The 12,447-nt window shown below is 60.9% G+C and carries 10 protein-coding genes and 1 pseudogene; 6 read left to right on the top strand and 5 right to left on the bottom strand.

From position 1 onward, the window contains the following. Window positions 1-130: 130 nt before the first annotated feature. Both ggt and L1069_RS16320 read right to left on the bottom strand, forming a co-directional pair. The gene (gene ggt / locus L1069_RS16315; RefSeq protein ID WP_237456378.1) at window positions 131-1,909 is read right to left on the bottom strand and encodes a gamma-glutamyltransferase; all 1,779 of its coding nucleotides are present in this window, start codon (window positions 1,907-1,909) and stop codon (window positions 131-133) included. A 41-nt stretch (window positions 1,910-1,950) separates the two neighbouring features. After that, complete coding sequence (locus L1069_RS16320) at window positions 1,951-2,937, bottom strand: D-glycerate dehydrogenase (RefSeq protein ID WP_129370059.1); 987 nt, start codon at window positions 2,935-2,937, stop codon at window positions 1,951-1,953. Window positions 2,938-3,146: 209 nt separating this feature from the next. Between L1069_RS16320 and L1069_RS16325 the strand changes: the two genes are divergently transcribed. Continuing rightward, a complete protein-coding gene (locus L1069_RS16325) occupies window positions 3,147-3,644 on the top strand; it encodes an SH3 domain-containing protein (RefSeq protein ID WP_129372846.1) in 498 nt (165 codons plus the stop codon). A gap of 312 nt (window positions 3,645-3,956) precedes the next feature. After that, a complete protein-coding gene (locus L1069_RS16330) occupies window positions 3,957-6,170 on the top strand; it encodes an NADP-dependent isocitrate dehydrogenase (RefSeq protein ID WP_237456379.1) in 2,214 nt (737 codons plus the stop codon). Between the two features lie 84 nt (window positions 6,171-6,254). On the opposite strand, the gene L1069_RS16335 is transcribed toward L1069_RS16330, so the two are convergent. Next, window positions 6,255-8,150 (bottom strand): methyl-accepting chemotaxis protein, encoded by a 1,896-nt coding sequence (locus L1069_RS16335; protein WP_237456380.1) that lies wholly within the window; start codon window positions 8,148-8,150, stop codon window positions 6,255-6,257. A gap of 645 nt (window positions 8,151-8,795) precedes the next feature. Here L1069_RS16335 and L1069_RS16340 point away from each other — a divergent pair. Next, window positions 8,796-9,260, top strand: coding sequence for an Rrf2 family transcriptional regulator (locus L1069_RS16340; protein ID WP_237456381.1), 465 nt, complete (start codon window positions 8,796-8,798; stop codon window positions 9,258-9,260). A gap of 208 nt (window positions 9,261-9,468) precedes the next feature. On the opposite strand, the gene L1069_RS24285 is transcribed toward L1069_RS16340, so the two are convergent. Both L1069_RS24285 and L1069_RS16345 read right to left on the bottom strand, forming a co-directional pair. Then, window positions 9,469-9,633 carry a transposase gene (locus L1069_RS24285; protein ID WP_343328065.1) on the bottom strand — a complete coding sequence of 55 codons (165 nt, stop codon included), beginning with the start codon at window positions 9,631-9,633 and terminating at the stop codon, window positions 9,469-9,471. Window positions 9,634-9,640: 7 nt separating this feature from the next. Further along, window positions 9,641-10,321: a response regulator transcription factor gene (locus tag L1069_RS16345; protein WP_237456382.1), complete on the bottom strand. Its 681-nt coding sequence runs from the start codon at window positions 10,319-10,321 to the stop codon at window positions 9,641-9,643. A gap of 96 nt (window positions 10,322-10,417) precedes the next feature. Between L1069_RS16345 and L1069_RS16350 the strand changes: the two genes are divergently transcribed. The 3 genes and pseudogenes from L1069_RS16350 to L1069_RS16360 form a co-directional block, all read left to right on the top strand. Beyond that, window positions 10,418-10,564 (top strand): hypothetical protein, encoded by a 147-nt coding sequence (locus L1069_RS16350; RefSeq protein WP_164982695.1) that lies wholly within the window; start codon window positions 10,418-10,420, stop codon window positions 10,562-10,564. 873 nt (window positions 10,565-11,437) lie between these two features. Then, a complete protein-coding gene (locus L1069_RS16355) occupies window positions 11,438-11,830 on the top strand; it encodes an ATP-binding protein (RefSeq protein ID WP_237456383.1) in 393 nt (130 codons plus the stop codon). A 53-nt stretch (window positions 11,831-11,883) separates the two neighbouring features. Next, window positions 11,884-12,447: pseudogene (locus tag L1069_RS16360) on the top strand (transposase); the annotation flags it as partial.

Raw genomic sequence — 12,447 nt, forward strand, 5'->3', positions numbered from 1 at the left:
GGTCTCCTCGGGGTCAGGGCACAGAGCCCGGAACTTCACCTGTTAACCTACGCTCCGAACTTGCAGTTCAGCAATACCCAGAACCCCGTAGCGCTGATGCCGCCCGGCATGGCGGCCGGGCAGTAACCGGCTAACCGCCCAGCGCAATCCCTTCCCGTCTCGGGTCCGCAGCTCCCCTCAGCCCCTCGTCGATTTCAATTGCGTGCAGGCCGGAGGTCAGATCACGGATATTGACCTCATACCCCATGTCTGTCAGCGCCTGTTCCAACCCCTCGGCGCTGGTGCCTGCCTCCAGATCATAGGTGCCGAACCGGTTAACCAGATGCGGCAGAGCCAGTGCCTCTTGGATGTTCATCCCCCAATCCGCCCATGCCACGATGGATTTCGCCACATAGCCGATGATCCGGCTGCCGCCGGGAGAGCCGATGGCCAGCACCGGCTTGCCGTCCCGCAGCATGATCGTCGGCGCCATCGAGGAGCGCGGACGCTTGCCCGGTTCCAGCCGGTTGGCAATGGGCACACCGTCCGCATGGGTGCGGAAGGAGAAATCCGTCAGCTCATTATTCAACAGGAAACCGCCCGCCATCAGACGCGAGCCAAAGGCGTTTTCTATCGTCGTGGTCATCGACAGCACGTTACCGTACTGGTCCACAATCGAGATATGCGAGGTCGAGGGCAGCTCGATCGACTCGTCATCTGCCAGCAGCAGCGCGTGATCGAACTCGGGCGTGCCCGGCGCCGCCTCGGGCAGCGCATCACCACTTTGCAGCAGCCTAGACCGGCTGGCGAGGTAATCCGCTGCCACCAGCCCTTGCGTCGGCACCGGCACAAAATCACTGTCCGCCATGTAACGGCCCCGGTCGGCGAAGGCGAGCCGCGAAGCATCGCCGATCAGCCGCCAGGCCTCGGCACTGTCCGCGCCCAGTTCCGCCAGATCATACTGTCCAAGCATTCCCAGGATCTGCCCCACCGTCAGCGCACCGGACGAAGGCGGCCCCATGCCGCAGGCCTCGAAATCGCGGTAGACGGCGCAGACTGCCGGACGTTCCCTGACCTGATAAAGCGCCAGATCGGTGGCGGACAAAACGCCCGGGTTGCCCTCGGCCGTGTTGACGGTGCGGACGATCTCTGCCGCGATGGGACCGGTGTAAAACGCCCCTGCCCCGCCCTGCGCCAGCGCCCGCAAAGTGGCGGCATAGTCAGGGTTTAGCAGCATAGCGCCTTCTGCGATGGGTTCGCCGCCCGGCAGAAAATACTCCGCCGTAGCCGGAAAACGCGCCAGCCGCTCTGCATCGCCCGCCACCAGCGCAGCCAGACGCGGCGAGACGGCAAAGCCATCCTCCGCCAGCTGGATCGCCGGTTCAAACAGCGACGGCCAGTTGGCGCGCCCCCAGCGCCGGTGCGCGGCTTCCAGCAGCGCAGGTGTGCCCGGCGTGCCAACAGACAGACCGCCGACAACCGCATCAAAGAATTTCAACGGCTCGCCGTTTTCATCCTGAAACAAGATTGGTGTGGCAGCCAGCGGCGCCGTCTCGCGCCCGTCCAGTGTGGTCAGCTCGCCCGTGGCAGCATCATACCAGACCAGGAACGCGCCGCCGCCCAGGCCCGAAGATTGCGGCTCCACCAGCCCCAGCACGGTCTGCACCGCCACCATCGCATCAGCCGCGGTGCCGCCTGCGCGCAGCACGGCAGCGCCGGCCTCCACCGCATGCGGATTGGCGGCGGCGACCATCCAGTTTTCGGCGTCTACAGGCAGGCCCGCGGACTTGGCCTCCAGCGCAGCAGCCACATCCGCCGAGAGCGCCTCAAACCTGCCGGCAGTTGCCCCTTCGGGCGCGACGGCGTCGGCAGCCTCTTGGGCAGCGGCACTGCCCGCGCAGACAATACAGGCCAGAATCAAGTGTCTCATGGAAAAGTCCTTTCTTAAATTCCGGCCCGGCGTGCGGGCAGTTACAGCATCGACGGCACCACCTGATCCGGCGGCCGGTGACCATCCTCGAAGGTCTTGATATTCAACAGCACCTTCTCGCCCATCTCGATCCGGCCCTCGATTGTGGCCGAGCCCATATGCGGCAGCAGCACCACATTGGGCAGCTCGCGCAGGCGCGGGTTGATGTCGGTGCCGTGCTCATAGACATCAAGACCGGCACCGGCGATCTCTTTCGAGCGCAGCATGCGGGTCAGGGCGTGTTCGTCGATTACCTCGCCGCGCGAGGTGTTCACGATCACCGCCGAGGGTTTCATCAGTTTCAGCCGCCGCGCATTCATCAAGTGAAAGGTCGAAGGGGTAGACGGGCAGTTGATCGACAGCACATCCATCCGCGCCGCCATCTGATCGAGGCTTTCCCAATAGGTGGCCTCCAATGCCTCTTCGATTTCGGGACGCAACCGGCGGCGGTTATGGTAATGGATCTGCATGCCAAAGGCCGCCGCGCGCTTGGCCACGGCCTGGCCGATCCGTCCCATGCCAAGGATGCCAAGACGGCGCCCGGCAATCCGCCCGCCCAACAGCGCTGTGGGCGCCCAGCCTTTCCAGTCGCCCTTCTGCATCACGGCAAGCCCCTCGGGCATGCGGCGCACCACTGCCATGATCAGCGCCATTGCCATGTCAGCCGTATCATCGGTCAGCACCCCGGGGGTGTTGGATACCAGAATGCCGCGCTGGCGGGCGGTGGACACATCAATATGATCGACGCCCGCGCCGTAATTCGCAATCAGCCGCAGCCGCTCGCCCGCCTGACCCAGGATCCCTGCATCAATGGTATCGGTGACCGTGGGCACCAGCACATCGGCATCCTTCACCGCCGCGGCAAGCTCGGCCCGGGACATCGGCGCGTCATCCTCGCGCAGGCGCACATTAAACAACTCGCTCAGCCGGGTTTCCACAGGCTCCGGCAACCGTCGCGTAACAACAACACTCAGTCGGTCTCTTGGCACTTGCGCTCTCCCTTGGGCTTTTCATTCCGCACGCCTCCATGGCATCGTGGCGCAGGACGCGGGCGGGCACAAGAACCCAAGCGCAACTCCCTTGCCGCAGGCCGGAAATTTCCCGGCCAGTTCAAAATGGCGGGCAGAAGACCGGAACGAGAGGCTGGGCCTGATCCGGCTGGGCAAAAAGAGGCGAGCAGGCAGTGAAAAATGCGGCAATGGCAATGCGCCATCTGGCAGCGGCAGCGGTATCCTTGGCGCTGGCAGGGGCTGTGTGCGCTGCCGAATCCCGCGGCCCTGTCACCAACCTGCCGCTGCCCCGCTATGTCTCGATGAAGGCCGCCAAGGGCAATGTGCGCCGCGGCCCGTCACTGACCCATAAGATCGACTGGGTGTTCAAACGCCGCGGCATGCCGCTGGAGATCACCGCGGAATACGGCCACTGGCGCCGGGTTCAAGACCGCGAGGGGGCCGGCGGCTGGGTGCATTACGCGCTGCTGTCCGGCGTGCGCACGGTGCTGATAGAAGAAGACATGCTAACCGTGCATGCGCGCCCGGACTCCCGCGCGCCGGTAACCGCCGCATTTGAACTGGGCGTGGTTGCCCGCCTCGGCGACTGCGAAACCAGCTGGTGTGAAATCTCGGCCGGCGGCTACAGCGGCTGGGCACCGAAGAAAAAACTCTGGGGCGTTGCTCCGGAAGAGCTGCGCGAATAACCCCCTTCTCTCGCAATTTTCATCTTTCCCCCAAATACTCCGGGGTGAATTGGGCCGCAGGCCCAAGAGGGGCAGCGCCCCTCTCCCGCCCGCCTCAGGGCCTGCCGCGGCAATCCGCGCGGGGTTCAGATGCGCCAAACCATTGCACCCGCAGCAATCGTGTTCTACATGGGGGCCATACCATTGGCTGCCAGGCCGGGTTCCGCCCATTTTCAGGGCACCGCCGCGGCAGCACCGGAATACCCGAACCTGGCGCGGCCTGTCTGCGCTGACGTCACAAAAGCCTCCGAGATCGCTGAAAGGTTGTGAAACATGGCAGAAAATCAAACCCCGGACATATTGTATACCATTGTAGACGAAGCGCCCGAACTGGCCTCGGCATCCTTCCTGCCGATCATCCGCAAGTTTGCCGCAGCCGCTGGTGTCTCGGTCGGAACCAAGGATATTTCGCTTGCGGGGCGCATCATTGCAGCCTTCCCGGAAGGGCTGACCGCAGAACAGCGCCAAAGCGATGATCTGGCCGAACTGGGCCAGCTGGTGAAAACCCCGGACGCCAATGTCATCAAACTGCCCAATGTCTCTGCCTCGGTGCCGCAGCTGGTTGCCGCTGTCACGGAACTGCAGGGCCAGGGCTATGCCATTCCGGACTACCCGGCAGAACCCGCCACAGACGCCGAAAAAGACATCCGCGCGCGCTTTGATGCGATCAAGGGCTCGGCTGTAAACCCGGTCCTGCGCGAAGGCAATTCCGACCGCCGCGCCGCCAAGGCGGTGAAGAACTTTGCCCAAAAGAACCCGCATTCGATGGGCGCATGGTCCGCAGACAGCAAGACCAAAGTGTCGTCGATGCCGGGCAATGATTTCTATGCAAACGAGAAATCCGCCACCATCACCGCCGCGCAGGCCGGGGACGCAAAAATCGAATTCGTCGCCAAAGATGGCTCCGTCACCGTACTGAAAGACGCCTGGCCGCTGGAAGACGGCACCGTGGCCGATGCGACCTTCATGTCCGCCAAAGCCCTGGCCGCCTTTCTGACCGAGGCGATCGCAGACACCAAAAGTGACGGCACCATGTTCTCGCTGCACATGAAGGCCACCATGATGAAGGTCTCCGATCCGATCATCTTCGGCCACGCCGTCAAGGCCTGGCTGGCGCCGGTGTTCGGCAAATTCGGAACTGAACTGGACGCGCTGGGTGTGAACCCGAACTCGGGTCTGGGCGACCTGCTGGCGCGGGTCAAGGACAACGCAGAGATCATGGCCGCCATCGACGCGGTCCGCGCCGAGCGCCCCGACATGTATATGGTCGACAGCGACAAGGGCATCACCAACCTGCATGTGCCGTCCGATGTGATCATCGACGCCTCGATGCCCGCAGTAATCCGAGCTGGCGGCAAGGGCTGGGATCAGAACGGCAACAAGGGCGACACCAACTGCGTGATCCCCGACCGCTGCTATGCCACGATCTATGACGAGACCATCAATTTCTTCAAAGCCAATGGCGCGCTGGACGTGACCACCGCCGGTGCGGTCGCCAACGTCGGCCTGATGGCGCAGAAGGCCGAAGAATACGGCTCCCACCCCACCACATTTGAAGCGCCCGCAGACGGTACCATCCGGGTGGTTCTGGCAAATGGCGGCACGCTGCATTCGCATGACGTCGAGGCGGGTGACATCTGGCGTGCCTGCACTGTGAAGAAGGCGCCGATCGAGAACTGGATCCAGCTGGCAATGGACCGCCAGCGGCTGACCGGCTCGGAATCGATCTTCTGGCTGGACGCAAACCGCGCCCATGACGCCGAGCTGATCAAATATGTGACCCCGGCGCTGGAAGCCGCTGGCGTTGCTGACAAGTTCCAGACCCTGGCCCCGCGCGAAGCGACCCGCCAGAGCTTGGAGACCATTACCGCAGGCAAGGACAGCATCGCCATCACCGGCAATGTGCTGCGCGACTATCTGACCGACCTGTTCCCGATCCTGGAGCTGGGCACCTCGGCCAAGATGCTGTCAATCGTCAAGCTGATGCAAGGCGGCGGGCTGTTTGAGACCGGCGCCGGCGGTTCCGCCCCGAAACACGTGCAGCAGCTGGTCGAGGAAAACCACCTGCGCTGGGATTCGATGGGTGAATTCTGCGCCCTGGGGGAAAGCCTGAACTTCCTGGCCGACAACAAAGGCAACGCCAAAGCAGGTGTGCTGGGCGCCGCGGCAGAGGACGCCACCCAAGGCATTCTCGACCACAACCGCTCGCCCTCGCGCAAGGTTGGCCAGCCGGACAACCGCGACAGCCACTACTGGTTTGCCCGCTATTGGGCCGAAGCCCTGGCAGCACAGACCGAAGACGCAGGTCTGGCGGCGCATTTTGCTCCCATCGCCGAAGAGCTTGGCGCCAAGGAAGAGCAAATCCTGTCCGAACTGGCCGCTGCCCAGGGCCCGGCAGCCGACATTGGCGGCTACTATCGCCCGAGTGTCGAGCTGAAGGCCAAGGTGATGCGTCCCAGTGCCACGCTGAACGCGATCATCGGCTGATCTTTCCGGACAGTCCGAAACAAAAAAGCGCCCGGGGATTTCCCCGGGCGCTTTTTTGTTTACCTGTGAAGGTTGCCGAATGGATCAGAAATCCTGCCACATGTTCTTGGCCGCATTGCCGCCGGCCGCGGCAACAGGCTGCGCGGCGGGCTGCATGTCCCAGTCATCGTTGCCATGGGCGGACGGCACAGATGCCGGCGTGCTGGCCGCCTGGACCGGAGCAGCTGCCATACGGCCGCCGGGGATTTTGAAGTGCGCCACCAGATCGGTCAGCTTGGAGGCATCGGTCTTCAGCAAATGGCCGGCGGCCGTCGCCTCCTCCACCATCGCCGCGTTCTGCTGGGTGACCTGATCCAGCTGGGTGACGCCGGTGTTGATCTCATTCAGGCCGGTGGACTGCTCCGCCGCGCCCTCTGCAATGCCAGAAACCAGCTGCGAAATATGGGTAACCTGGCTGACGATGCTTTGCAGCGCATCCCCCGCCTTGCCCACCAGATCCACACCGCGGGCCACCTGGCCGGAGCTGTCAGAGATCAGCGTCTTGATCTCCATCGCCGCATCCGAAGACCGTTGTGCCAGCGCCCGCACTTCAGACGCCACCACCGCAAAGCCGCGCCCTGCCTCGCCTGCGCGCGCCGCCTCGACACCCGCGTTCAGCGCCAGAAGGTTGGTTTGGAAGGCAATGTCGTCGATCACCGAAATGATCTGGCTGATCTTGTTGGAGCTTTCTTCGATCTCGGTCATCGCCGACACCGCGCTCTGCACCACTTCGCCGCTGGTGCGGGCCTCTTCTTTGGCCTCGTCCATGGTAGCTTCGACGCTGCGGGCGCCTTCGGCGGCGGATTTGACGCTTGCGGTCAGCTCATCCAGCGCTGCGGCGGTCTGTTCCAGCGTGGCGGCCTGGCTTTCGGTGCGGTGCGACAGGTCATCCGAAGCCTGGCTGATTTCTGCAGCACCGCTGCGGATGCTGGCGGCCGCGGCAATCACTTGCTCAACCGTGGCGCTGAGGTTCTGCGCGGTGGTATTGAAATCCTGGCGCAGCTGCTCGTAATTCTCAGGGAAAACCTCGGTGATCTGCGCGGTCAGGTCCCCCTGCGACAGGGCTGACAGTTTGCCGCTGAGCACGGCCACGACATTGCTGCGCTTTTCATTGCGTTGCTGCTCGGCCTTCTCCAGATCTTTCTGACGGATCAGTGCCTGGCGGAACACATCGAGGCTTTGGGCAATCTCCCCCATTTCGCTGCGCGCATTGGCAGAGGGGATTTCACTGTCGGTGTCGCCATCGGCCAAGGTCTGCATGCGTGACTTGAGACCGTTCAGCGGTCCGGTGACACTGCGGGTGATGAAATAGGCGGCAATCGACAGCGTCACCAGGCTGATGCCCAGAATGATCAGCGCCTCATTGCGCATCAGCGCCACGTCCGATTCGATATCCGAGACATAGGCGCCGGTGCCGACAATCCAGCCCCAGGGTTCATAGGCCTGCACATAGCCGATCTTGGCTTCGATCACGTCGGAATCCGGTTTCTTGAAGTAATATGTAAGCTCCCCTGCCCCATTAGCTGCGGCGATTTTCTCCAGCTCCTGGAACACCTTCATGCCTGTCACATCCTCGTAGGCGCCCTGGTTGGTGCCGTTCCAGGCAGGCACGATCGGATGCGCCTGCACCACCAGATCATGATCAAAGACATAGACATAGCCTGCATCGCCGAAACGCAGAGCGGTGAGCCGCTCTCGGCCGATGTCCCGGGCCTCCTGCTCGGTGAAACGGCCGGATTTCACCCCTTCTTCCAGATCGCGCAGCAGGCTGACTGCGGTGTCTGTGACGTTGTGCAGCTCGGTATAGCGCATTTCATAGGCGTTTTTGACGGATTGTGACAGCAGCAGGAAAGTCAGCACAGCCGTCAGGCTGAGAGCCAGCGCCGCCAGCGCATAGATACGAACAGGCAGACGGTACAGAAAATCGGGGAGTCGGAGCATTAGTGCGGAACCTTCGTTACGTGCATATTGCCAGCAGGTTTAAGCTGCACTCTCTAACAATTTCCTAGCCGGATGCAGCTTTCCGCCGCATTTCGCAAAGTTCATGCCGCAATGCGCCAACGATGCTCTGGGCTGTCACCCGCCAGTGCCTGCCCTGCGGCTGCATCCCAGTCTCTCGGCCCGGCACACAGAACCGGTCCAAGATCCCGCCCGGTCTCTGTACGCGCCAGAGGCGAGGCAGGAAGCCGCAGCGGTGCTGCGCGCCTAGATTCCGGAGGTGCGGATGGTTCCGGACAATGTGGCGTCCGAAGGCCATCAGCTTGGCGTTGTTGGCAAATTGGCCGGGATCATGCCTCTTGGAAGCAGCGGTTGCGAGAGCAGGCAACCGCCGTTGCTTACCGGCACTCTCAGAAACCGTTCAAACGCATCACTACGCCCTGTGATAGAGAATTTTGCTGTAAGTTTCTCGGACCCCGTGCGCGACGATTGAAAGATGCGCGGCATTTCAGGCACGGATTTTGCGGGCATTGATGACATGTGCCGCCCCGACTAATAAGCATTAAATATGCCTATTATTGAATGGGAGGCGATACACCTTAACAAAATGCGCCTTTTCAATGCATATTAATTATGGGAGGAACACTTATGCAGATATCAAAATTCTCAGATTACGCCCTGCGCATCCTGATCCACCTCGCCACGCATGAGGAAGGGTTGATGTCGACCCGCGAGGTCGCGGCGATGCAGAAACTGCCTTTCAATCACTTGGCCAAGATTTCTCAATGGCTGACCCATGAGGCGTATGTGGACTCAGTGCGAGGCCGGAACGGAGGCATGCGTTTAGCGCTTCCGCCAGAGGCAATCTCGATTGGCGCGCTGCTGCGAAAGTCAGAAAGCGGCACCCCCTTGGTGGAGTGTATGAAAGAAGACGGCGGTTGCTGCGTGATGACCCCGGCCTGCGGGCTGCTGCCGATTCTGAACGAGGCGCAAGAGGCGTTTTTTGCCGCTTTGGACAGCCGGACGCTTGAAGATGTGCTGACAGGCAACCGCGGGATGAAAAGTTTAATCCGCGCGCTGGAAGCAGAGCGGGAAGCTGAAAAACAAGCATAATGCAAAAGGTGTCATTGCGTTAAAACTCATTTCTGCCAACACCTTCCTTCGAAGGCTCGAATTTGCGGCACCGGATACAGATCCGTCCAAAACCTGCCCGTCCAAAACCCCAAACGCCATTGAAAAATGCCAGGCCTTGAAGCCAGGATAGCCTGCCGGAAGGGCCAGTATCAGAAGATACATGGCCTTTCGAAAGCGTGGATTTTCTTCAGCTTGGAACTTCTTCAGCATTCCAAAGGACGTAAAGCGTCAGCATACGGATCTGAGCATCGGTCACGCCCAAATCAGACGCCACCAGTTTGCATGTCAGCCCACTGGTCAGCGCGATCCGCACCGCATAAGCGCGGAATTCCTCCGTCCAATTCAGTTCCAGAGTTCGTCTACTTAGGTGCAATAAATTCCATCAAAGGAGCGGTATCAAACCGCAACATGACCAGTGCAAGCCGCGCGATGGGCCGGAGCGCGGGGGTTAATTGCGTCGAGACCAGCTGTGCCGAATGGCAGACCACCGGACATCCGGGCAATCTCCTGCTCGCCACGCGCAGGAGTTTCGATGAGCCCCTATCGCGGAGCGATATAGTGCTTGCTGAAGAAAGCGGAATTGTCAGCCCTTCAGGTTTCGACAGACGGCGCAATTGCAGATCGAATGCCAAATCGCCAATCTCTATGGAGGACGCAGCCTGCGGGGCAGACCGGCTCGTGCGACGGCGCAGGACCGCGCGAACGCGCGCCATCATCTCAGACATCGAGAACGGCTTGACGATGCAGTCATCGGCGCCAATGTCGAGAAGCGCGATGGCCGTTTCATGATCGCCAAGCGAACTCATCATAATGATGGAGGCATCGGAATGTTCGCTGATTTCGCGACAGAATACTTTGCCCGCTGGGCCCGGCATGAGAATATCAACAAGGCACAGATCTGCCTTTTCTTCGGACCAGGCCTGCCGGGCTTCGGGAACATTTGTCCGGTGCCGTGTTACATATCCCGCGCTGGACAATGCGGCTGCCAGATCAGTTCCCAAAGCCTTTTCGTTATCTACGATCAATACGTTTTCGTTCATCTTAACAACACCTGGTTCCATTGGGCTTTGCAGAGAACCGCGATATGCGGGGATAGTGCAGTTGCGCACAAATGCCAGCTTTAGGAGATGAACAAGATGCTGACGCTGAACCGCCTGACGCTGGGCCAACAGCTTGTAGTGTTGGTCATCGGGCTCGTCTTCGCGGTCAGGTCGCCAATGTTATTGTGGCGCGGTTTGCAGATGTCCAACAGACCACCGCGATACAGCAAAGCCAAAACCTGATCTTGGCTGGCCAGGCGTTGCGCGACGTGGCCGCGCTTCCGGAAGGCCAGAGCGCCATGTTCACCCGGGCGCTGTCGAATAAGGCAGTTCAAGTTGAGTGGGGCGAGCTGCGAACACTGCTGAGCGGCGATGCGGGCGTGCCGGTGGATGCCGTTGTGATGACAAAACGGGGGTATCCGTCGCCACCTCCAGTACCGGGAATTGCAGCTGAACGCTCTGCCTTATTGGACATTGGCGAGAGACCGCCCACACTCTTGGCACGGGAAAATGAACCTCATCGATTGCGCCATTAGGTTTTAGAGGAAGCACCAGCACCGCCGGAAAACATGCTGAACCTGTTCCGGTTCCAGCCGCGCACAGAAGTTCACCGGATCGCACTGCGGCACGAAGTGACCGGCCGCTGGCTAACGGTCTATCATTTGCAACGGCCCCCACCGGTGAATGCTGCTTATACGAAGCTGTTCACCACCAGTGTGGTATAGCTCTGTCTGGCAGTAGTTGTTTTGATCATCGGCCGCCGTGTCATGCGGCCATTGTATCGCCTCTCGCGGCAAGCCGCGCGGCTTGGGCGGGGCGAGGTTGCAGAGGTGCTGGTCGTTGATCCCCCCGGGACACCCGGGAATTTATTTTGTCGTTCAACCGTATGAACGAACGCGTGACGCAGACCGTGATTATCAGATCGGGCTCTTGCGCAGCCTTGCTCATAACCTTTTAGGGCCACTGGCAGCGGTGAACCGGTTTGTCGAGACAGTGGCCCAGGATAATACACGCGATCTGATTGAAACGCGGGTGAAAGATGTAGAGACCGTTGTGGAATCGATTATGAAATTTTCACGGGCGGTGATGCGCGACGGGGATTTTCAGTAAGTTGATATGGGCCAGCTGCTTGAAGTGGTCGTCGATGAGCGGGCGGAACTGGGTGAGGATGCAGAAATGGCTGAAGCCGCACCGGTGATCGTGTCTTGCCGTGTGAATGCTGTCCAGCGGTGCCTGTCCAACCTGGTTGAAAATGCATGCAAGTACGGTGGGCAGGCGCGGGCTGCGGTTGTCCAAGAAGGCGATGTAGCGGTCGTGACCATCGACAATTTCGGCCCAGGCATCGCCAAGGAGGATCTTGAGCGGGTGTTCCGGCCGTTTGAGCGTTTGGGGCAGGTTGTGCCCGGCAGCGGGCTGGGACTGGCGATTGTGAAGACAATCGTAGTGGATCAGGGCGGTGCCGTGCGACTGTTGAATCTTTCTGACGTCAGCGCCAATGGGACAGTTTAGGCTGATTTGATAAGATAGGGTTGCTGGCACATCGTAACCACCGAGGAGCGGAGATGAGACAGAAACCCGGAACCAAGCGGAGCCACGGCAAGAAGGTCGTCAAGGAAATCCGCCGTGCCACCCCAAAGCAGTATTCAGCTGAGGAGAAGATCAGGGTCGTCTTGGACGGCCTGAAGGGCGAGGACAGCATTGCAGAGCTGTGCCCCGCGAGGGCATTGCGCAGAGCTTGTATTACAGCTGGTCCAAGGAATTCCTCGAAGCCGGGAAGAAACGCTTGGCGGGCGATACGGCGCGTGCGGCGACGTAGAGCGAGGTCAATGACCTTAGCCGTGAAGCCCGAGATCGAAAGGAAGTTGTCGCTGAGCAGGACCTGAAGTTGCGGCTGCTCAAAAATGCATGATCGCGGATGGGGATGACGGCGAATGAGGTATCCCGCATCTGAGAATCTGGAGAGCATCCGGCTGGTGGAAGGGTCGCACCTGCCGGCCAGGCGCAGGCAGGACAAGCCCGGCATCCCCAGAACGACCTTCTGCCGCTGGTATGATCGGTATTTGTCGGGCGGCCCTGAGGCGCTGGAAGATCGCAGCCCCAGGCCGTCGCGGGTCTGGAACCGCACT

Source organism: Leisingera sp. MMG026, from assembly GCF_021654205.1.
GTDB lineage: Bacteria > Pseudomonadota > Alphaproteobacteria > Rhodobacterales > Rhodobacteraceae > Leisingera.